Source organism: Paenibacillus sp. Y568 (assembly GCF_059445545.1).
Genome location: NZ_JCAIUM010000023.1, coordinates 1 through 22295, shown reverse-complemented (window position 1 = coordinate 22295; position 22295 = coordinate 1). Strand labels below are relative to the sequence as shown.

Genomic DNA, 22295 nt, shown 5'->3' with positions numbered 1-22295 from the left:
GAACAATGTGCTTACGCGCTTTGTTCGTCTTTGTCTGCAACTGCTTTAACAGCAAGTGCGAAGTTACGCACAGGCGCTTGAAGTACACTGAGAAGCATGGAAAGAAGTCCATCGCGAGAAGGAAGTTCAGCCAGCGCTTTAATTTGATCTACGCTAACAACCTTACCTTCAACTACGGCACCCTTCAATTTCAATGCATCATTCTTCTTAGCGAAATCGTTAAGAATTTTGGCTGGAGCTACAACATCTTCTCCACCGAATGCTACAACTGTTGGACCGGTAAGAATTTCATCCAATTCAGTAAGATCTGTAGCAGCAGTCGCACGACGTAACAAGGAGTTTTTCAATACTGAAAATTCAATCCCTGCTTCACGAAGTTGCTTACGCAATTCAGTGATTTGAGCAACATTCAATCCACGATAGTCAGCAACAACTGTTGTTGCGTTTCCACGCAACTTCGCTGTAACAACATCAACCGCTTCTTGTTTAGCTTGAATTACTTTTGCATTTGCCAATCTCTACACCTCCTGATAGTTTGCTATACAGCAGCGTTATTCAACACTACTGAATTATTCTACTTTGGCAAGTAAAAAGCCTCCGTAGAATCTACGAAGGCCTGATATATCATCATGTGCAAGGACTTTCGTCCAACCATTACTGACGTTCTATCACAACACCTCGGTAGGAAATTAAGCCTATTGGCACCTACTGTCTACGGTAAGCATATTCAACTTTAAGATCAATCTCAAGTCTTTCACAACAACTTTTACAGAATAACAAATATATTTGAACAAGTCAATATATATTATTTGTAAGAAGCTGAATTTACACGTGCACTTGGACCCATTGTTGAGGAAATAGCAATCCCCTTCAAATATACACCTTTAGCAGATGCTGGTTTTGCACGGTTTAACGCATCAAGCAAAGACTTAAGGTTCTCATTCAGTTGTTCTTCACTGAATGATACTTTGCCGATAGGCGCGTGAATTTGACCTGCTTTATCGAGACGGTATTCGATTTTACCAGCTTTAATTTCTTGAACAGCTTTAGTAACATCGAAAGTAACTGTGCCCGCTTTAGGGTTAGGCATTAGACCTTTACCACCAAGTAGACGACCCAGTTTACCAACCTCACTCATCATATCAGGTGTCGCTACGCAGACATCGAAATCGAACCAGCCTTGTTGAATTTTGTTGATCATATCTACATCACCAACAAAATCTGCACCAGCCGCTTCCGCTTCTTTCGCTTTGTCACCTTTCGCAAATACCAATACGCGTTGTGTTTTACCTGTGCCGTGAGGCAAGACAACTACACCACGAACGGCTTGGTCTTGTTTACGAGGGTCTACACCCAAGCGAACAGCTGCTTCGACAGTTTCGTCAAATTTAGCAGTCGCTGCCTTTTTCACCAATTGAACGGCTTCAGCAGGCTCATATACTGTTTCGCTATTAATTAGCTTCGCAGCTTCTTGGTACTTCTTACCATGTTTTGCCATGAAATGTTCCTCCTTTGTGGTTTTAGCGGAAATTCCTCCCACATATGCCGGTCTTATTCAGACCTGCGTGTCGCAGAAAAACCTAAAATTAGTCTTCGATCGTGATACCCATACTGCGGGCAGTACCTTCAACCATACGCATTGCAGCCTCAACGGATGCAGCATTAAGGTCAGGCATTTTTGTTTCAGCGATTTCACGAACTGTTGCACGTTTAACTGTTGCAACTTTCTTCTTGTTAGGTTCGCCTGAACCCTTCTCAATCTTAGCAGCTACGCGAAGTAGAACTGCAGCAGGTGGAGTTTTGGTGATGAATGTAAAGGAACGATCTTCAAACACCGAAATTTCTACTGGAATAATTAGTCCAGCTTGATCAGCTGTACGAGCATTGAACTCTTTACAGAATGCCATAATGTTGACACCTGCTTGACCCAATGCAGGACCTACCGGTGGTGCCGGATTCGCTTTACCTGCAGGAATCTGCAGTTTCACCATTTTGATTACCTTTTTAGCCATGTAAAACACCTCCTTGAATCAATAGTGGTTAAGCGGACATCGCTGCCCTCCCACAAGAAACCTAAGATTATTCAATCTTCTCCACTTGAGTGAAATCCAACTCAACTGGGGTTTCCCGTCCAAACATGTTAACGTGTACCTTGACCTTACTTTTGTCTACCAAGATTTCTTCCACGGAGCCTACGAAGTTCGCAAAAGGACCGACTTTAATCTTAACGGATTCCTTAAGTTCGAATTCGATCTGGGGTTTCGGTTCATTCATTCCCATATGTTTAAGGATCTGTTCCATTTCTTCTGGAAGCAGAGCTGTAGGTTTAGAACCTGAGCCTGTTGAACCTACAAAACCTGTAACTCCTGGTGTATTGCGAACAACATACCAAGAATCATCAGTCTGGATCATTTCGACAATGACATAACCGGGGTAAACTTTACGCATAACGGTCTTTTTCTTACCGTCCTTGTTTACGATTTCTTCTTCCATTGGAACAAGAACACGGAATATCTTATCTTCCATACCCATGGACTCAACGCGTTTTTCTAAATTGGCCTTGACCTTATTCTCATACCCTGAATAGGTATGAACGACATACCATCTTTTCTCCATATCAAGCCACCTGGGACCCTTCTTAAATAATCGCTTCGATCACAGCGGAAATACCGATGTCTAGTACCCAAAAATAAATTGTGACAAACGCAACCGTTCCGATAACAATCAGAGTATAGTTCGTCAGTTCTTTACGATTAGGCCAGCGAACCTTTTTAAGTTCCGCCCAGCTTTCTGAGAAAAAGGAAAAAAGAGACTTGAAGCTGCGTTTCACGACCGACTACACCTCCAATAAGACTTTCTTATCTGGTTTCGCGATGAGGAGTTTGCTCGTTACAGTACTTGCAAAATTTCTTCATCTCCATGCGGTCGGGGTGATTCCGCTTGTTCTTCGTGGTTGCGTAGTTTCTTTGTTTGCAATTTGTACAAGCCAAAGTGATAATTACCCGCATGATGTACACCTCCCGTAGACGTCTTCTTCTGAAGACTCTATATTGATCCCAATTAGAAACAGTTAAACCCTCCATTGCTGAAAGGAAAAAGCCGTCTCTGCGAGATGAATAAGAAAGAATACGTGATGACTTCTGCTTTCTCATTCATTAAAACCACGCGAATTTAGGCCTACCTAAAACACTTTATCACATGGGTCATACCATGTCAACGAAAGAATGCAGGTAATAGAAGTATACACAATTCCTTATTATAGGCCGTCTCAAACCCTATTTTCTCTATGATAAGCTGCTGCAATCATTTACTAGTATGGTTCATTCTTGCAGTGACTAAACATTTGGCATTCTTGTGAGAAAAAAAAAGACTCATCAGGGAGTCTTTCCTTTATATAAAGCGTCTGTTCAGTTATCTCTTACTTCTAAGTATCTCTCCAACTTACGTTTCACACGTTGAAGGGCATTGTCTATAGATTTTACATGCCTTTTGAGGTCAACCGAAATTTCCTGATAGGATCGACCATCTAAATATAGCATAAGAACTTTACGTTCTAAATCACTTAGAATTTCCGACATCTTGTCTTCAAGACCAACAAACTCTTCTTTGTTAATAATTAATTGTTCCGGATCACAAATCTGAGACCCACAAATGACATCGAGCAACGTCCGATCAGAATCTTCATCGTATATGGGCTTGTCCAACGATATATATGAATTCAATGGAATATGTTTCTGTCTCGTAGCTGTCTTAATCGCTGTAATAATCTGTCTTGTAATACATAACTCAGCGAAAGCTTTAAACGAAGACTGTTTATCCCCTCTGAAATCCCGTATCGATTTATATAACCCGATCATTCCTTCTTGGACTATGTCCTCACGATCAGCACCGATCAGAAAATAAGACCTGGCTTTAGCGCGCACAAAATTCCTATACTTGTTGATCAAGAATTCTAGAGCTTCACTTTCCCCTAAACGGAAAGCTTCGACAATGTCCTCATCACTGAGGCACACATATTCTGACAACGTTAAATCCTTCAGGTCGACACTCACCAGAATCCCCCCGGCTGCAACGCAAGGTACATCGTTACTCTGTGAAATATAGGAATAGTATATATTATGTAACCTATGGACGTCAACCATAATTTCACCAATAATTGTCATTTATGCAATACTGCCCAGAACTCAAATCATGAATCCCAAATTACGACGTTATTCGCGACGCCAACGTTCGAATAATTTACGCTGATCTGGACTCAATTTAGCATCTAATGTATTCCGTGTTGATTTTCTATTATCTCGTTCGATCTGTTTCTGTATTTCACGTTCGCTATTCTCTACTTCAATAAGTAATTCTCGTGCGGATAAGCGGAGTGCTCCCTTAGCAAAAATAACGTGTTGCTCAATTAAGTCACTCGTTGCCACATAAATCTGGCGCCGTTTGCGACTCATTTCGCCAACCAGGCGCTCAATAGTTTCATCTGCTGTTTCTTTTTCTTTAGTGAAATACACTTCGACTTTACTCTGAGAGAAAGACTTCCCCAATCCTGGGACACGATAAGCATCAAAAACTGCAATGACATGTTTGCCTGAAAATGCCTGATAATCTGCTAGCCTTTCGAGCAGACGATCCCTTGCTTCCTGCATATTGATTGGCGCTAATTGTGCAAGTTCAGGCCATCCACCGATCATATTGTATGCATCAACAAGAAGCACATCTCGCAAATCTACCATGCAAGGCTACCCTTTAATACGACGTTTGCGTAGCACTTCGTACATCACCACGCCAGCCGCAACGGAGGCATTAAGAGAATTAATCTTACCTTCCATCGGTAACGTTACTAGTACGTCACATTTCTCTTTAATCAGACGTCCCATTCCCTTTCCTTCATTTCCTATAACTACAGCCAAGGGACCTTCAAATACATCGGTATCATAGATTTCCTGTACACCTTCTACATCCGTACCAACTACCCACACACCCATTTCTTTCAATTTATCAATGGTTTGTCCTAAATTTGTCACTTGTGCGACAGGTACATATTCAACTGCTCCCGCAGAAGTTTTGGATACCGTTGCCGTAACTTGGGCTGATCTTCTTTTAGGAATAACGACACCATGGACCCCTGTACAATCCGCTGTACGCAGGATCGAGCCTAAATTATGTGGATCTTCAATTTCATCTAATAATAGTAAAAATGGCTTTTCACCCTTTTGTTCTGCAATGGCAATGATATCATCGACTTCTGCATATTCGTAGGGTGCAACTTGTGCAACCACACCTTGATGTTGTACGTCTGGAACCAATTGATCTAACTTGCGTTTGTCTACTTGTTGAATAACAACCCCACGTTTTTTGGCTTCTGCCATAATTGGTAATGTTAAGTGTTTTTGTGCATTTTCTGATATCCATATTTTATTGATGCTTCTCCCTGAGCGAAGAGCTTCAGTTACTGAGTGCTTACCTGCGATCATTTCTTCTTCCATGACTATTTCTCCTTCTGAATTGCAGTTAAATTTGTTTATCTATAAATTGAATGCTTAATTCAATAATTTCATCCATTCTTTCGGTCTGTTGCGTATAGTACAAATACCCAATTAGTGCTTCAAATGCTGTAGCATGACGGTACTCTAGTACATCCGCATTTTTGGGTATACTACCCGATTTTGCATTTCGTCCCTGTCTTACCACATCACGTTCATCTTCTGTTAATACGGAATCCAGATGTGTAACAATTCTACTTTGCGCTTTGGCGGAAACCATTTGTGTTGCTGAACGATGAAGATGATGGGGTCGAAGATTAGGTTTAGAGATCAGATATTGACGAACAGCAACTTCATATAGAGCATCTCCAATATAGGCTAATACGATCGGTGGAATCAAATTGGGCTTCTTGGAAGGTGGAAAAGGAAACCACAGTTCCTTTTCTCCTCCAATTAGCTTTTCATCATGCCCGCCTGTCATTTGCGCCGCCAGCGCATGCCTTGCGCAGTATCCTCTAATACAATTCCACGAGATGCCAGAAGATCACGAATTTCATCTGAACGACTCCAATTTTTGTCCTTGCGAGCATTAACTCTTTCGACAATTAACATTTCAATTTCCTCATCGATTAGTTCGCCCTCATGGTCGACATAAAGTCTTAATACTTGATTCATCTCATTAAAAGCTTCAAGCAAGGCATGTAAATCGTTAGCCTTCACAACGGGTTCCTGCAATAAACTGTTCGTTTCATTAACCCATTCGAACATAGCCGTAATGGCATCCGGTGTATTGAAGTCATCCTGCATTTTGGCATGATAAGATGCTAGTATCTCAGTTAATTTGGCTTGTAACCCTTCATTGATGGAAACTGTCTCATCATTTACCATTGCAGTCAATCGATGTTTAATATTGTCCACGGCATTTCGAATGCGTTCTGTACTTTTCTCTGCCTGGTCAATCGTCTCATCGTTAAAGTTAAGTGGATTACGATATTGGCTGGAGAGCATAAAGTAGCGAATAGACTCCCACTTGTACTGTTTACGTAGATCCTTTACCAATATACCATTACCCAATGATTTGGACATTTTTTCATTATTAATATTAATGTATCCATTATGCATCCAATAATTTGCGAATTTTTTACCCGTCAACGCCTCGGTCTGAGCGACTTCACATTCATGATGAGGGAATTGTAAATCCTGGCCTCCGCCATGAATATCAATGCTATCTCCCAAATATCTACGAGCCATTGCTGAACATTCAATATGCCATCCTGGTCTTCCGTTACCCCAAGGGCTATCCCAAGATATCTCTCCCGGCTTGGCTGCTTTCCAAAGCACGAAATCTTCTGGATGCTCTTTACGCTCATCCACTCCAATTCGAATACCGAATTGTAACTCCTCTAGATTCTGATGAGACAGCTTTCCGTATTCTTCAAATTTATGAGTACGGTAAAATACGTCCCCACCATTCTCATAGGCAAATCCCTTCTCCTCAAGTTCCTTTATAAACTCAAGAATAGAATCCATATTCTCTGTTACACGTGGGTTTAGCGTTGCACGGGTTAGTCCAAGCCCTTCTAAATCTTCGTAATAAGCACCGATAAAGGTATCGGCTACTTCTGGTACTGTGGTACCCATTTGCTCTGCTTTACGAATTAGCTTGTCATCTACATCTGTAAAGTTAACGACATAGTTCACATCATTACCCAATTGTTCTAGGTAGGTTCGAACCACATCAAAAACAATCATCGGACGGGCATTCCCAATATGAATATAGTCGTAAACGGTTGGTCCACATACGTACATTTTCACCTTTCCGGGTACCTGTGGAACAAACAATTCCTTATTTCGGGTTAGCGTATTATATATTCTAAGAGCCATGTATTCAAATCCTCTCGTTTGTTCTTAACTCACTATTCATTATTCGCCTTTGGCAGATAACTCTTGTTCACGCTGATATTTTTCACGTTTCACAAGATCAAGTTCCATACGAAGTTCTTCAATTTCATTCTGAATTAACCGCATGGCATCGACGACTGGATCTGGTAATTGATGACTTAGGCGGTCAATACGTCTTCCATCTCTTTTAACAATCCTACCGGGAATACCCACAACGGTGCTATTAGGTGGAACCTCTTTCAGAACGACGGAATTCGCACCAATATTACACTGATCACCTACTGTAAAAGAACCCAATACTTTTGCCCCTGATGCAATAACAACATTATTCCCAATAGTAGGATGACGTTTACCTTTTTCTTTCCCCGTTCCTCCAAGAGTCACCCCTTGGTAAATCACCACGTCGTCTCCGATTTCACAAGTTTCCCCAATGACGACGCCCATCCCGTGGTCGATGAATAATCTTTTTCCTATTTTAGCACCCGGGTGGATTTCGATCCCTGTCATAAAGCGACTACACTGTGAGATGATACGCGCTAGTGTAAACCAACGACGTTTGTAGAACGTATGGGCGATTCGTTGTGCCCATATAGCATGGAGTCCCGAATAGGTGAAGATGACTTCAAATAATCGTCTAGCTGCAGGATCGTTCTCAAATACCGCTTGGATATCTGATTTCATGTTCTTAAACATATTATTCTCCTCTTCGACGCTTTTCAGCTCTCCTAGTGCTCTTCATAACACCGAAATTCTTGTCATGACCCCATTGAATCAGCTCATTACTAACCTACTGTAGGACTCCACATTCTAAAAGATTTATAATGTTATAGGATATCTGCCTTAGAACTCAAAAAACGCCCCTGCAGCATACGCTGCAGAGACGTTCAACCGTGGTTCCACTCTGCTTGAGATATTTAATCATGTTAACATTTAACATGGCTTATATCTCCTCTTACGTTCTATAACGGAAGACGATCCGGCACAACCTAACGATAAAGAAAATCATGCTGACTCATTCGCTCGGTCGCGCAGCTCACAGGTGCATTTTCGATTACCGACATATGGATAACTCACAGCCAAGGGGTTAATAATAAACTCCCCGGTTATCCTCTCTGAAAAATGCCAAAGTAACGTACTTTTCCTGATCTTAGCTATTAACATTATTGATAGGTCTCACGATATTCTATAAGACCAGGACATATAAAGTGATTTGGGTGTTATTATATCGAAAAGATAAGGAACTGACAAGGAGTCTGAACGACAATTATCTTTTCACAACGTATGCTAAGTCTCTTAGATTTGTGCTTTCAGTCTATTCTTAACTCGATCCAATCCAAGAAGGTAAATCGTCTGATTCAAATCTCGGCCATGTGTCTGCCCTGTTAAAGCTACACGAATCGGCATAAATAACTGTTTGCCCTTGAATCCTGTTTCCTTCTGTACTTCTTTAATAAGAACAGCCATATTAGCTGCAGTAAATTCATCTGTATTCTCCACTTTGGCAAGGAATGCAGATAAAACAGTTGGCACCTGTTCTTCAGCTAGAATAGCCTTGGCTTCTTCATCCAATTCTATATCAGAACGGAAGAACATCTCAGACAATTCAACAATGTCAGAAGCCGAATTCAATTGTTCTTGATAAAGAGCAACCAGTGAATTCGCCCATGCTTCTTGTTCTACATTCAACTCCTGAGGTAGACAACCTGACCGTTGTAGATGTGGAATCGCAAGCTTAGCAATCCGCTCTGGATCTGCATGCTTAATATAATGATTGTTCAGGTAAGCCAGTTTTTGAGTATCGAATACTGCTGGACTCTTAGACAACCGCTCAGCGTTGAAAATGCTGATAAGTTCATCCTTCACGAACATCTCTTCCTCACCCTCAGGTGACCATCCAAGCAGGGATATGAAGTTAAATAAAGCTTCAGGCAAATAACCCAATTGATCATATTGCTCAATAAACTGGATAATAGACTCATCTCGCTTGCTAAGCTTTTTATGATTTTCATTCACAATCAATGTCATATGTCCGAACTGTGGAGCTTCCCAGCCCAGCGCTTCATAGATCATCAATTGACGAGGCGTGTTGGAGACATGATCTTCACCACGTAATACATGAGAAATTTCCATCAAGTGATCATCGATCGCTACAGCGAAGTTATACGTTGGAATACCGTCTTTCTTCACAATAACGAAATCACCTGTGTCATGTGTATTGAAGGAAATCGAGCCTTTAACGATATCATCGAAGGTAAAAGTCTTATCCTCTGGTACACGGAAACGTATGCTTGCAACACGACCTTCAGCTTCAAAAGCACTGCATTGGTCTGGTGTTAAATCACGATGCTTACCTGTATAACGAGGGGTTTCTCCACGAGCGATCTGTGACTCCCGCTCCTCTTCCAATTCCTCTTCTGTACAGTAACAACGATATGCCAGGCCTTTATCTAGAAGTTCCTGCCAGTACGTCCGATAAATATCGAGTCGTTCGGTCTGACGATAGGGTCCATATGCGCCCCCTACATCTATTCCTTCATCCCAATCCATGCCCAGCCATTTCAAATATTTCAATTGGCTTTCTTCTCCACCTTCAACATTACGCTTCAGGTCTGTATCCTCAATTCGAATAATAAACTGTCCCCCATGATGACGGGCAAATAAATAGTTGAAAAGAGCTGTTCTTGCGTTACCAATATGTAAATGTCCTGTTGGACTCGGTGCGTAACGCACGCGTACTCCACTGGTCATATCTAATCCCTCCGCTTCATATATATCTAACCGTTACTTATATTTCAAGATGATAGCATATCTTGGGTTAAGCATACAACAGACTGCGCGGCAATACCCTCGCCCCGGCCTGTGAATCCTAACTGCTCCGTCGTTGTTGCCTTTACGTTGACTTGAGACAGATCTGCTTCAAGCACCTTTGCAATGACTTCCATCATTTGAGGAATGTACGGTGCCATTTTGGGTTTCTGAGCAATAATCGTGGAATCAATATTACCAAGTTTATAGCCCTTCTCTTTGGCAAGCTTCCAGACCTGTTCAAGTAACTTGAGACTATCAGCATCTTTATAATCAGGATCTGTATCTGGAAAGTGCTTTCCAATGTCACCGAGTCCTAATGCACCTAAGATGGCATCTGTTATAGCATGAAGAAGCACGTCTGCATCCGAGTGTCCAACTAATCCTAATTCGTAAGGAATAGTAACTCCACCAATAATACACGGCCTTCCTTCTACTAGTTGATGAACATCAAATCCTTGTCCTATTCTTATCATCATTTTCCCTCTCCCTTACGTTTCTCTACAAAAGCGGCATATTCTAAATCATCAGGCGTAGTAATCTTGATGTTCGAATAGCTTCCCTTAACGACAGTCACGGGTATACCTATCCGTTCCACAAGCATGGAGTCATCTGTGCCTAGAAAGCCACTTTTCTGTGCCTCTTGATGAGACCAGAGCAGATCTGAAACACGAAAAGTCTGTGGGGTTTGAATAGCCCACAGACTTTGACGATCTGGTGTTTCTACAATAATACCAGATTCATCAACAATTTTTATTGTATCCTTCACAGGTACTGCTAATACTGTAGCTCCAGTGCGGAGTGCCACCTCATAGCATTCCTGAATATCAACAGGGTCTACAAAAGGTCGTACACCATCATGCACCATAACCCATTCCGTTTGTAGCTCTAACAAGCCCTTATATACAGAATGTTGTCTCTCACTTCCCCCAGCGATCACCTTGCACACCTTGTCCAAATGATATTGCTGCACCCATTCCTGCGCACGTTCAACATCCTCCTGCCCGGTGACAAGAACAATCTCCTTAACGAGAGGCATTCGGCTAAATACTTCTAATGTATGAATAATGATGGGCTTATCTTGTAGTAACAAGTACTGTTTACTTTCAAGGGTACCCATACGAGAACCTTTACCTGCTGATACAATAACGATTCCCAAACTGTTGTCCATAGTTTATACCCCTGTCTTCATCCCAAGTATAAGGAAATAGTTATCTCCATCATACCGTTTTTACTGAGCTTTTTCCAACAGTTTCGGTTTCGCGAAGATCATTCGACCCGCAGACGTCTGAAGAACACTGGTGACCAATACCTCCATAAGAGAACCGATATATTCACGTCCGCCTTCCACAACAATCATCGTACCATCATCAAGATAGGCTACACCTTGTCCATGCTCTTTACCATCTTTGATCACTTGTACCATGATTTCCTCACCTGGAAGAACGACTGGTTTAACTGCATTTGCTAAATCATTAATATTCAGAACCGATACGCCCTGTAGTTCACACACTTTATTTAAATTAAAGTCGTTCGTAACCACTTTTCCCTGCAATACTTTAGCTAGCTTAACAAGTTTACTGTCCACTTCGGAGATATCTTCAAAATCACCTTCATAGATCAGTACTTTAATGTCTAATTCTTTCTGGATTTTATTAAGAATATCTAGCCCTCTTCGTCCACGATTACGTTTGAGTAAATCAGAGGAATCCGCGATATGTTGGAGCTCTTCAAGTACGAATTCAGGAATAACAATGGTCCCTTCAATAAAACCAGTCTTGCATATATCTGCAATCCGTCCATCAATAATAACACTTGTATCAAGAATCTTGTGTTCTTCCAGTTTTCTCTCGTCTGATAATTCTGCACGACTCCATCTTCCCGATGTCCATAATGTTGCTAATTCATCCTTCTTCTCCATACCGATTCTAAGGCCCATATAAGCACATGTTAGAGTAATCCCTACTTCTATCAGCTGTCCCGCTTTCCCAAGCCAGGCGAGGCTAGGATACAGTAACAGAGCCAATAGAAGCCCCCCTATTAGTCCAGCCGTTCCCGCAGTTAGTTCACTCATAGGCATTTTTGAAAAATTCGACACAAAAACCTGTACTTTTGTAATCACGGGTTTTGTAATCATTGAGCCTATAAGCATAAAGACAATAGCTCCTAAAGCTGCAAAGATTAGACCTCCTCTAACGCTATCATTCTCACCAAATAGGGTTACCCATTCAGGAAATGAACTTACTAACGTTTGATGTAGCGAATATCCGAACCACGCTCCACATAGTCCAATGAATGCTAAAATAGCCTTTTTTATCATAAATCCCACATCTCCTTCAAAATATATAGCTTTTATAGATATCTTTATCCAGTATGATCCAATTCAAGTGGACATAACCCTATATTCTCCAATTTTTTAAAATAAGTGCTTTGACGCTCCACTGTTTTGGGCTTATGTTTCTTTTGAGGTTGAAAATAGACATTCCACTGACATATAATGAAAGCAATTCATAAATATAGAGGTGATTGGAAAAAATGAGTACAGTCAGTTTACAAGAATTCCAGAATCAAATATCCGACCTACTGCTCCGTCACCGCAGCCTACTTGATGTAATGTCTAAGAATGGACAGAGTAGCGCCTCATTGAACAGGGCTGTCGCCAAAGCTATTACTGATTGTGGCTGTATCGAACTCCACGCTACCAAGCAAACCTTTGAACCCGAATTAGACCTAGCCTCCACGAAAGAAGTCGTTGGAAGTCATGTACATGGGCAACTGTGTGAGAACTGTAAAGAGATTATTAGTACTGAATTAGGCCGTAATATGTTCTACCTGTCTGCTCTTTGCAATCTGCTTGAGATTAATATGGACGACGTAGTTCGAGATGAGTCGAAGAAATGTTCCACGCTCGGACTATTTAATATGTCTTAACAATATTTTGTATAATCAAACAAAAAAAGCATTTATCTCAGGGCCATGAAGGCATGAAATAAATGCTTTTTATTTGTGTATCCTAGGTTGAATCATTATTTATTGATCAGAATGAAGTGGATCTTCATCCTTTTTCTTGTTACGACGTCTTATAGATCTACTGATACTCTGCTTCACACCATATATGGCGTATATGACAAGTGGTATAAAGATCAACTTGGATATTTGATCTGGAAAGATTACAGCTATCGCAACAGCCACCACAATAACCAAAGGTGCGCCTATAACGACTTTTTTCGGTAGCCCAACTTTTTTGAAATTGGGATACCTTACCGTACTAATCATTAAATATGATAGCAAAAGCATGGTAATAATCATAAAAGTATCAGAAATTTCATTATGAAAAAGCGATAATGTGGCTAGTACTCCACCTGCTGCAGGAATGGGTAATCCAACAAAGTAACCTGGAATCCCTTTTCGAACATTAAACCGTGCTAAGCGAAGTGCACCACACATAGGAAAAATAGCTGTAGCGCTCCAAGCGATTGGATCTGGCATTCCTTGCAATGTTACCATATACATTATAAGTGCAGGTGCTGCACCAAAAGAAATTACATCAGAAAGGGAATCAAGCTCTTTCCCGAATTCACTTTGCACATGAAGTGCTCTTGCGACACGGCCATCAAGGCCATCGAGAAGCATCGCAATAATAATCATGATCGCAGCCATACTGAATTTATCATTCAGTGCCATCATAATTGCAATCATGCCGAGAGCCAGATTTCCTAAAGTAAACATGTTCGGAATTGACTTCGTTATCATTTATTCACCTCAATTAGTTCATTATACCCCGTATCATCAATTGATTGTATGGCATTTAAACCTGCCTGTCAATGAATACTTGCTCTTGTAAACGGCTGAGGCCTTCCTTGATATGCCTAGCTCTAACTTCACCAATTCCGTCCACTTCATCCAATTGTTCCACCGTTGCTGTCATAATTTGAGGTAATTGTTCGAACCGTTCTAACAGATTGTGTATGATCACATTTGGCAATCTAGGAATCTTATTCAAGACTCTATAACCACGTGGTACGATCGATTCCTCCGACGTCGCAGCAGATGAAGGATACCCTAGTAAGCGAGTAATATAGAGAATATCCAACAATTCCTCATCCGTTGCTTTTTTAAGTCCAGCAATGATTTCTCTAATCTTATCTTCGTCGTCTACACGAGCATAGTCTCTATATAACAACCAAGCCTCTACTTCCATATTGCTGACGAGCTCTTCCATCTGCATACTAATTAGGCGTCCTTCATTACCCAATTCTGTAATGTACCGCTTAATCTCTGTCTTAATACGGAGTACCATCTCCACCCGCTGAATCACATTAACCACTTCGGGGATCGTTACAAGTTCTTCAAACTCAGATGCCGATAAATTCGTAAGTGACTGATTCAGAACTGCTCTATATCTCTCCAGAGTCTGAATGGCTTGATTCGCCTTGGTTAGAATAACACCGATTTCTTTTAGAGAATAACGCAATGAACCCTGATAAAGAGTTATGATATTCCGGCGCTGTGAGATGGAAACAACTAACTTGCCTGTTTGCTTCGCAACACGTTCTGCCGTTCTATGTCGAATGCCTGTTTCCGAAGATGAAATAGACGAATCCGGTATCAACTGCGTATTTGCATACAAGATCCTCTTCAGATCCTCACTCAATATTATGGCTCCATCCATCTTAGCCAATTCGTATAAATAGTTGGGAGAGAAATCACAATTGATCGAGAATCCACCATCGACAACCTCCATAACCTCCGGACTATAGCCAACAACAATTAGAGCTCCAGTCTTTGCACGCAGAACATTCTCCAGACCATCACGGAAAGCTGTACCAGGTGCAACAAGCCTCAATAAATCATTCATGATATCTATTTGATTAGCCTCTTTCATCTTTATATGCCCCCTAATCTAACGCAACAGCAAGTGCTTGTGCCACAATAGTTACACCAATAAGCTTATTCATGTGGGATGTTGCACTAGCACCCCTTTAAAAAACTCCAGCTGCTTACTGGAATCATATATTATATGATATATTTCCCAATCTCAATTCATGCTATTTTAAATTACTTCCGTGACCCAACTCATTATAACGTCGGACTTCCTAAATCCTTACAACTAAGTATAACGGAAAGCTCTTTCCTTTAAAAGAAGATGACCCCTGCAATTGTAGGTTTTTTGTTAACCCCTCAGGCAAGGTTCAAGTAGCTTTACGGAATTATTATTATTCTTCCTCGTCCCATGGAGCTCGTTGATTACTATCTTTAGAAGGTGAACTGCCAAATACAGATTGAATAACTTGGCTCAGTGTTTTACATGGAATAACCTTTATTGTAGAAAATGTCGTAGTACTCTTCAATCCATTAAGTGCAACGTATACACGTTTGAATCCCATTCGCTCAAGTTCTCTGATGCGTAACTCTAACGTAGGTACTTTCTTTAATTCACCCGTTAATCCTATATCGGCGATAAAAACGGTATCATTAGGTATTCCTTTATTCTTGTAAGAAGATACAATACTCATAATCGCTGCTAAGTTAGAGGATTGTTCTTTTAAACGAATACCACCCGTAGTCTTCACTACAACATTCTTATCGTGCAAAGGGATGCTGGCTCTTTGTTCCATGATACTTATAAGTGTATTTACATGGTCTTTCTTTAGACATTCAGCAATTCGACTTGGGTACGGCATGAATGTGGATGATACCAAACTTTCTATCTCAAGAATGATGGGGCGTGTTCCTTCTTTAACAACGGTTAGTGCACTTCCACTAATCACATCATTTTCTTCTCTTTGCGTCATAAAGAATTCTGATGGATTGTCAACAGCGACCATTCCTTGCTCACCCATAGAGAAAAACCCTATTTCTCCAGAACTTCCATAACGATTTTTGGACGAAAATAGCATCTTTAACTCTTCGCCTTCTTCTCCCTCTAGAATCAGAACTGTATCAACCAAATGTTCTAATGCTCTCAACCCGGCTAATTCATTATCCTTGGTCATCTGCCCCACCATAATAATCGCTCTGGGTCTTTCTGCATTTTTTGCAACTTTTAAGAGCGTATTAGCGCATTCCATAGTTTGTGTAGGAGAGCCGGGTCTTTGAGGATATTCTTCCAATACAAAGGTTTGAATACTATCAATAATAATCACATCTGGATCAACTTGATCAATACAACCTAAGACATTATTCAAGCTATTGTCTGAGTATACCCAAACATCTTTATGCATATCTTGCAGAACACGCTCTGCTCTCGTTTTTATCTGTGAGTCACTTTCCTCACCAGAAGCATATAACACTTTTAACCCTTGTTTCGCCATATCATCGGATATCTGTAACAAAAGCGTTGATTTCCCTGCTCCTGGAATGGCAGTAATAATTGTAATAGAATCTTTTACAATTCCTCCGCCCATCACACGATTAAATTCATTATATTTCGTAACGATCCTATCACTGTTCTGTGATACGGTATCTGTTAAACGGTTTACTTTCACATTTTTCTTCTTAGCGATGCTCTTTTGCCCCCCGTTAACATCGCCACCAACCTCTTCTTCAACGAGTGTATTCCACTCTCGACAATCATTACATGAACCTTGCCATTTGATATGCTCATGACCACAACTGGTACACTTATATATTGTTTTCTTCTTCATGTTTCATTCACTTCCTCGATTATTCAGATCATTCTCCCTATTCTTCCGATAAAATTACCATCTATTAAGATTTATCGTATAGTATAGGTGAAAAGTTTACATCACTTCTTACAATACATCAAAATAGGTAATATTCCCTATCAAAAAAATGGTGCCCTTCATATATGAAGGGCACCATTTGAAGATTCAACTCATAACTTGTTTACGTTATTGTTCAGGAGTTACTGAGAGATCTTTCTTCTCTACGGTTAACCCGTCCTCACCCTTATCGATGATTAAAGAATCACCTTTGCTAATAGTGCCCGTAAGTAGTTCTTCAGATAAACGATCTTCAATATGTTTCTGGATCGCTCTACGAAGTGGACGTGCACCAAACGCAGGATCATATCCTTCTTTGGCTAAGAATGCTTTGGCTTCATCTGTTAAGATGAAATCTACATCATATTCCCGTAGACGTTTACGAAGTTCTTCAGACATTAACGTTACAATCTCTGCAATATGCTTCTGTTCCAACGAATGGAATACGATAATTTCATCAATACGGTTCAGGAATTCAGGACGGAAGCTCTTCTTAAGCTCTCCCATTACTTTATCTTTCATATTGCTATAATCTGCACCACCATCTTGTGCAGCCGTGAAACCTAGTGTCGAGTTCTTCTTGATTGCTTCCGCACCTACATTGGATGTCATAACAATTAATGTATTACGGAAATCGACAACGCGACCTTTAGAGTCTGTAAGACGGCCATCTTCAAGAACTTGTAGCAATATATTGAATACCTCAGGGTGAGCCTTCTCAATCTCATCCAAAAGTACAACAGAATAAGGTTTACGACGTACCTTTTCTGTTAATTGACCTCCTTCTTCAAAACCAACATATCCTGGAGGTGCTCCTACTAAACGAGATGTTGAATGCTTCTCCATATATTCAGACATATCGATTCGAACAACGGAATTCTCGTCACCAAACATGGCTTCAGCCAATGCGCGAGCTAATTCTGTCTTACCGACACCTGTAGGTCCTAAGAATATAAATGAACCAATAGGTCGTTTAGGATCTTTGAGTCCTGCACGAGCACGACGAACTGCTCTACTTACGGCTTTAACTGCTTCTTCTTGCCCTACGAGACGTTCATGTAGAATGGCTTCCATATTCAGAAGTCGTTGTGTTTCTTCTTCTTTAAGCTTATTTACTGGAATTCCTGTCCAGCTAGCAACGATTTGTGCAATATCATCAGGTGTGACTTCAGAATCAGTACTACCTTGTTTTTCTTTCCACTGATTTTTCGTAACATCCAACTCTTCACGAATTTTTTGTTCAGTATCTCGGAGAGCAGCTGCCTTTTCGAATTCTTGGCTTTGGACCGAAGCGTCCTTTTCCTTACGAATATCTTCAAGACGGCTTTCTAATTCTTTTAAATTTGGCGGAATCGTATAGGAGTGCAACCTTACCTTCGAACCAGCTTCATCGATCAAATCAATCGCTTTATCCGGTAGGAACCGATCTGGAATATACCGATCCGACAATTTAACAGCCTCTATAATTGCCTCATCTGTGATCTTTACACGGTGATGTGCTTCATAACGATCACGTAAACCATATAAAATCTGAATAGCTTCTTCCGGAGATGGTTGATCAACTGTAATCGGTTGGAAACGACGCTCTAAGGCAGCATCCTTCTCAATATATTTACGGTATTCATCAAGTGTTGTTGCCCCTATGCATTGCAATTCTCCACGTGCAAGGGATGGTTTCAGAATGTTAGAAGCGTCAATTGCCCCTTCTGCCCCACCAGCACCAATTAGTGTATGCAATTCATCAATGAAGAGAATAATATTTCCTGCTTGACGAACTTCATCCATAATCTTCTTAAGACGATCTTCAAATTCACCACGATATTTAGTGCCGGCTACAACCGAGCCCATATCAAGTGTCATGACACGTTTGTCACGAAGTGTCTCTGGAATTTCATTATTAATAATTTTCTGAGCAAGTCCTTCGGCGATGGCTGTTTTACCAACCCCAGGCTCCCCAATCAGAACTGGATTATTCTTGGTACGGCGACTAAGGACTTGAATAACTCTGTCAATTTCCTTACTACGACCAATCACTGGGTCAAGATTACCTTCTTTAGCGTAAGCCGTTAAATCACGTGCTAAGCTATCCAATGTAGGTGTATTTACGTTAGCCTGTGCACCATTATGGCTAGATACAGCTTCGCTGCTACCTAATAATTGCAGCACTTGCTGACGTGCTTTGTTCAAACTAATTCCTAAGTTATTCAGTACTCGTGCGGCAACACCTTCGCCCTCACGAATCAGGCCAAGCAATATATGTTCTGTTCCTACGTAGGTATGTCCAAGCTTGCGTGCTTCATCCATTGAAAGTTCAATTACCTTCTTGGCACGAGGTGTATAGGCAATATTCGTTGGTTGTTCTTGTCCTCGTCCAATCAACGTCTCAACTTCATCCTGAATCTTCTCTAGTCCTAGACCAAGACCGATTAATGCCTTAGCCGCAATGCCATCACCTTCACGAATAAGACCAAGCAATATATGCTCTGTACCTATATTATTGTGTCCTAGACGAACCGCTTCTTCTTGAGCCAAAGCTAGCACCTTTTGTGCACGTTCCGTAAATCTCCCGAACATCATATTCTCCTACACCTCCATGATTTTTGTAACTCTCTTATATTGAATGACTGTGCATTATCTTTGTTACGAACCTAACTTCTCTCGAATCAATCTCGCTCGACAGACATCACGTTCCTCATTCCCCATCATTTCCCCAAATGTTTTTTGAAGAAAACCTGGCTGTGTCATAACATTCAGTTCATTCATAATTGGTGTCGATGGACCCTCAATAATGCCAAGGTCTACACCTAGGCGAACATCAGACAAGCGTTGTGCGGCTTCCTTCGAATCAATAATTTCAGCATATGTTAAAATTCCATAAGATCGCTTTATTCGATCGGTCATACGCAATTTAGATTCGCTAAGCAATCGTTCACGAGCATTTTTCTCATGTTCGATGATTTGTAATACGACACTATGCAGATTATCAATAATTTCATTCTCCGTCTGCCCTAGTGTGATTTGGTTGGAAATTTGAAATATATTACCTACTGCTTCGCTTCCTTCTCCATATATTCCTCTTACGGTTAATCCTACTTGGGAAACAGCAGACAAAATACGATTGATTTGTTGCGTCATAACCAAGGCTGGTAAGTGCATCATAACTGATGCTCTAAGCCCTGTTCCTACATTCGTAGGACAACTTGTTAAGTACCCTCGTACATCATCAAAAGCATAATCGATATGTGCTTCAAATATATCATCAATTGCTGTTGCTTTCTCCCATGCTTCCCGTACTTGGAATCCTGGATATAAACATTGAATGCGAAGGTGGTCTTCTTCGTTAATCATGATACTTATTGACTCATCTTCGCTAAGTATGACTGCACCATAATGTGATTCATCAGCTAAACTAGGACTTATCAAATGTTTCTCAACGAGAACTTTTTTATCTAAAGGTGAAATATCATTTAAATTAAGCATATGAAAAGCACCAAATGATTGTAGATCATCATATTTACCCATGTCAGTAAGGCGGTCCAGCACTTCTACAGATTGCTCATTCGATGCAAGCAAAGGAAAAGGAATATGCTGTAAATTACGCGCTACTCTAACACGGCTACTTATGGCTATATCGGAATCATTTGCGTTACCGAGCATCCAGTCACTAAGTGCCTTTTCGGTAAACCGGAGATTTGGCATCACGCATTCCTCCTTCTTGAAAGAACTTTACTGTTCAGGTAATCCCTTCTCAATCTCCCTAATCTGATCACGAAGTGTTGCTGCTTCTTCAAATTCTTCTTGTATAATTCGTTGCTGCAGTTCGGCTTTGAGATCATCTAATCGGCGCTTAACCTGTATTTGGCCGCCACTTCTTTTAGGGATTTTACCCACGTGAGCTGTACTTCCATGTACTCTTTTAAATAAAGGATCTAAACGATCATTGAAATATTTATAACATGAACTACATCCAAAACGTCCTGCCTTACTAAATTGTGTATAAGTCATTCCACATTCTTCGCAACGCAGAGGTTGAGCAGCCTTCGTAGCACCCGATTGAACCTTACTAGCTGTGTCGAAATCAATAAGTCCAGACAATAAGCTATGAATCGAGAACCCTCCAGAAGCCCCAGGAAGAACTTCACCTTTTTCCCTTGCACATGATTCACAAATATGAAATTCCGTCTTCTCCCCATTCACTATTTTCGTAAAATGAAGAGTTGCCGGTTTGGTTCCGCATTCTTGACAAAGCACGTCGATGTACCTCCTTTTTCTTCGTAGGTCATTTACCTAATAAAGAGATCAGCATCGCTTTCATCATTCTGGCACGAATCTCATCCCTGTAAGGAAGTTTGATCATGAGGCATTCCCTGGATATCGCTGCACGCATTAGATTTGCTTCGCGTTTGTTTAGGAAACAGGATCCCTCCAGTTGATAGATCAGCCCTTCCGCTGTCGTCTGGTCGATGCCTTCGCCAATCATCTGTCGGAGATGAGTATGAAGATCTGAGTGTTGAGGAAGATCAATTCGTTGAATACGAATATACCCTCCGCCACCTCTCTTGCTCTCCACAAGATAGCCCTTCTCTAACGTAAAGCGAGTACTTATGACATAATTGATCTGTGAAGGAACACAGACAAATTTCTCGGCCAGATCATTGCGCTGAATTTCCACTGTTCCTTCGGGACTTTCATGCAGAATATTCTTCAGATATTGTTCAATAATATCGGAAATATTACGCATCACTCATCCTCCACTATTTGAAACGTTAAGCCAACGATGTACCCACGGTAACAACATATGCATACTTACACAAGATCTTAACCAAACCTTTTAATCACGAAGCTTTGTTACGACAAACCACTAATAACCAGTTTGCAATGTTAAGTCCTATGTGGGTACCCTTTGTACGAAGGGTTATACCTTCTGTTGACTTTGACTTTCTTTGACTTTGTTAATATTATATCATATTCTTTTATTTTGCCAAGGGGTGAGATTATTTTTAGTGTGGACCTGTGGATACAAAAATATTCTTCTATTGTTTAATCTTTTTTATTGCACAATTGTGAGTAACTATGTGGGTAAGTTACATTAATTATCAAACCATTCACAGTTAGTGCACAGATGGTGTATAAGTAGACAGCATTTGTGTATTACTTTAATACAATTAACATTATGTAGGTTTAACTAATACACTCCAATGTTGATAAGTCTGAAATGAGTATTCCTTATACTCAGTAAATGTGATCAATCGAGACAAAAAAAACCACCATTGATTGAAATCAATAGTGGTTCTTGTGCTTGGCGGCGTCCTACTCTCCCAGGACCCTGCGGTCCAAGTACCATCGGCGCTGGAGGACTTAACGGTCGTGTTCGGGATGG

Annotated in this window: 24 protein-coding genes, 1 rRNA gene and 1 other annotated feature; of the genes, 1 reads left to right on the top strand and 24 read right to left on the bottom strand. The window is 40.8% G+C overall.

The window, feature by feature from the left end:
- Positions 1–11: 11 nt before the first annotated feature.
- From rplJ to AC1D7X_RS22785, 16 genes are all read right to left on the bottom strand, one after another.
- Entirely contained in the window at positions 12–515 is a 504-nt protein-coding gene (rplJ, locus tag AC1D7X_RS22860) for a 50S ribosomal protein L10 (RefSeq protein ID WP_495458503.1), read from the bottom strand.
- 63 nt (positions 516–578) lie between these two features.
- Positions 579–736, bottom strand: a sequence feature (ribosomal protein L10 leader region).
- 69 nt (positions 737–805) lie between these two features.
- The gene (gene rplA / locus AC1D7X_RS22855; protein ID WP_495458504.1) at positions 806–1498 is read right to left on the bottom strand and encodes a 50S ribosomal protein L1; all 693 of its coding nucleotides are present in this window, start codon (positions 1496–1498) and stop codon (positions 806–808) included.
- An 88-nt stretch (positions 1499–1586) separates the two neighbouring features.
- On the bottom strand, positions 1587–2012 hold the full coding sequence (gene rplK / locus AC1D7X_RS22850; protein WP_495458505.1) for a 50S ribosomal protein L11: 426 nt from the start codon (positions 2010–2012) through the stop codon (positions 1587–1589).
- A gap of 67 nt (positions 2013–2079) precedes the next feature.
- Positions 2080–2616, bottom strand: a complete 537-nt coding sequence (gene nusG, locus AC1D7X_RS22845) for a transcription termination/antitermination protein NusG (RefSeq protein WP_495458506.1) — start codon at positions 2614–2616, stop codon at positions 2080–2082.
- A gap of 22 nt (positions 2617–2638) precedes the next feature.
- Positions 2639–2830: a preprotein translocase subunit SecE gene (gene secE / locus AC1D7X_RS22840; RefSeq protein WP_495458507.1), complete on the bottom strand. Its 192-nt coding sequence runs from the start codon at positions 2828–2830 to the stop codon at positions 2639–2641.
- Positions 2831–2858: 28 nt separating this feature from the next.
- Positions 2859–3008: a 50S ribosomal protein L33 gene (gene rpmG / locus AC1D7X_RS22835; RefSeq protein WP_082865682.1), complete on the bottom strand. Its 150-nt coding sequence runs from the start codon at positions 3006–3008 to the stop codon at positions 2859–2861.
- A 399-nt stretch (positions 3009–3407) separates the two neighbouring features.
- Positions 3408–4052, bottom strand: a complete 645-nt coding sequence (gene sigH / locus AC1D7X_RS22830) for an RNA polymerase sporulation sigma factor SigH (RefSeq protein WP_495458524.1) — start codon at positions 4050–4052, stop codon at positions 3408–3410.
- Between the two features lie 159 nt (positions 4053–4211).
- Positions 4212–4733: an NYN domain-containing protein gene (locus AC1D7X_RS22825; protein WP_495458508.1), complete on the bottom strand. Its 522-nt coding sequence runs from the start codon at positions 4731–4733 to the stop codon at positions 4212–4214.
- Positions 4734–4739: 6 nt separating this feature from the next.
- Positions 4740–5486: a 23S rRNA (guanosine(2251)-2'-O)-methyltransferase RlmB gene (gene rlmB / locus AC1D7X_RS22820; protein ID WP_495458509.1), complete on the bottom strand. Its 747-nt coding sequence runs from the start codon at positions 5484–5486 to the stop codon at positions 4740–4742.
- Positions 5487–5511: 25 nt separating this feature from the next.
- The gene (locus tag AC1D7X_RS22815) at positions 5512–5964 is read right to left on the bottom strand and encodes a Mini-ribonuclease 3 (protein ID WP_495458510.1); all 453 of its coding nucleotides are present in this window, start codon (positions 5962–5964) and stop codon (positions 5512–5514) included.
- Positions 5961–7367 carry a cysteine--tRNA ligase gene (gene cysS, locus AC1D7X_RS22810; RefSeq protein WP_495458511.1) on the bottom strand — a complete coding sequence of 469 codons (1407 nt, stop codon included), beginning with the start codon at positions 7365–7367 and terminating at the stop codon, positions 5961–5963. The genes AC1D7X_RS22815 and cysS overlap by 4 nt, the downstream gene beginning before the upstream one ends.
- Positions 7368–7406: 39 nt before the next feature.
- Complete coding sequence (cysE, locus tag AC1D7X_RS22805) at positions 7407–8105, bottom strand: serine O-acetyltransferase (RefSeq protein ID WP_495458525.1); 699 nt, start codon at positions 8103–8105, stop codon at positions 7407–7409.
- 573 nt (positions 8106–8678) lie between these two features.
- A complete protein-coding gene (gene gltX / locus AC1D7X_RS22800; RefSeq protein ID WP_495458512.1) occupies positions 8679–10133 on the bottom strand; it encodes a glutamate--tRNA ligase in 1455 nt (484 codons plus the stop codon).
- Between the two features lie 44 nt (positions 10134–10177).
- Complete coding sequence (ispF, locus tag AC1D7X_RS22795; protein WP_495458526.1) at positions 10178–10666, bottom strand: 2-C-methyl-D-erythritol 2,4-cyclodiphosphate synthase; 489 nt, start codon at positions 10664–10666, stop codon at positions 10178–10180.
- The gene (gene ispD, locus AC1D7X_RS22790; protein WP_495458513.1) at positions 10666–11361 is read right to left on the bottom strand and encodes a 2-C-methyl-D-erythritol 4-phosphate cytidylyltransferase; all 696 of its coding nucleotides are present in this window, start codon (positions 11359–11361) and stop codon (positions 10666–10668) included. The genes ispF and ispD overlap by 1 nt, the downstream gene beginning before the upstream one ends.
- Before the next feature lie 60 nt (positions 11362–11421).
- The gene (locus AC1D7X_RS22785) at positions 11422–12510 is read right to left on the bottom strand and encodes a PIN/TRAM domain-containing protein (RefSeq protein ID WP_495458514.1); all 1089 of its coding nucleotides are present in this window, start codon (positions 12508–12510) and stop codon (positions 11422–11424) included.
- Positions 12511–12725: 215 nt separating this feature from the next.
- Between AC1D7X_RS22785 and AC1D7X_RS22780 the strand changes: the two genes are divergently transcribed.
- On the top strand, positions 12726–13121 hold the full coding sequence (locus AC1D7X_RS22780; protein WP_495458515.1) for a nucleoside triphosphate pyrophosphohydrolase family protein: 396 nt from the start codon (positions 12726–12728) through the stop codon (positions 13119–13121).
- Positions 13122–13220: 99 nt separating this feature from the next.
- Here the strand turns inward: AC1D7X_RS22780 and pssA are convergent, their stop codons facing one another.
- The 8 genes from pssA to rrf form a co-directional block, all read right to left on the bottom strand.
- Entirely contained in the window at positions 13221–13943 is a 723-nt protein-coding gene (pssA, locus tag AC1D7X_RS22775; RefSeq protein ID WP_495458516.1) for a CDP-diacylglycerol--serine O-phosphatidyltransferase, read from the bottom strand.
- 55 nt (positions 13944–13998) lie between these two features.
- Positions 13999–15075 carry a DNA integrity scanning diadenylate cyclase DisA gene (gene disA / locus AC1D7X_RS22770; protein WP_495458517.1) on the bottom strand — a complete coding sequence of 359 codons (1077 nt, stop codon included), beginning with the start codon at positions 15073–15075 and terminating at the stop codon, positions 13999–14001.
- A gap of 331 nt (positions 15076–15406) precedes the next feature.
- Positions 15407–16837, bottom strand: a complete 1431-nt coding sequence (gene radA / locus AC1D7X_RS22765) for a DNA repair protein RadA (RefSeq protein ID WP_495458518.1) — start codon at positions 16835–16837, stop codon at positions 15407–15409.
- Between the two features lie 207 nt (positions 16838–17044).
- A complete protein-coding gene (gene clpC / locus AC1D7X_RS22760) occupies positions 17045–19492 on the bottom strand; it encodes an ATP-dependent protease ATP-binding subunit ClpC (RefSeq protein ID WP_495458519.1) in 2448 nt (815 codons plus the stop codon).
- Between the two features lie 63 nt (positions 19493–19555).
- Positions 19556–20614, bottom strand: coding sequence for a protein-arginine kinase McsB (gene mcsB, locus AC1D7X_RS22755; protein ID WP_495458520.1), 1059 nt, complete (start codon positions 20612–20614; stop codon positions 19556–19558).
- Positions 20615–20641: 27 nt separating this feature from the next.
- Complete coding sequence (mcsA, locus tag AC1D7X_RS22750; protein ID WP_495458521.1) at positions 20642–21166, bottom strand: protein-arginine kinase activator protein McsA; 525 nt, start codon at positions 21164–21166, stop codon at positions 20642–20644.
- Positions 21167–21194: 28 nt separating this feature from the next.
- Positions 21195–21656 carry a CtsR family transcriptional regulator gene (locus AC1D7X_RS22745; RefSeq protein WP_495458522.1) on the bottom strand — a complete coding sequence of 154 codons (462 nt, stop codon included), beginning with the start codon at positions 21654–21656 and terminating at the stop codon, positions 21195–21197.
- A 556-nt stretch (positions 21657–22212) separates the two neighbouring features.
- A 5S ribosomal RNA gene (rrf, locus tag AC1D7X_RS22740) occupies positions 22213–22295 on the bottom strand; the annotation flags it as partial.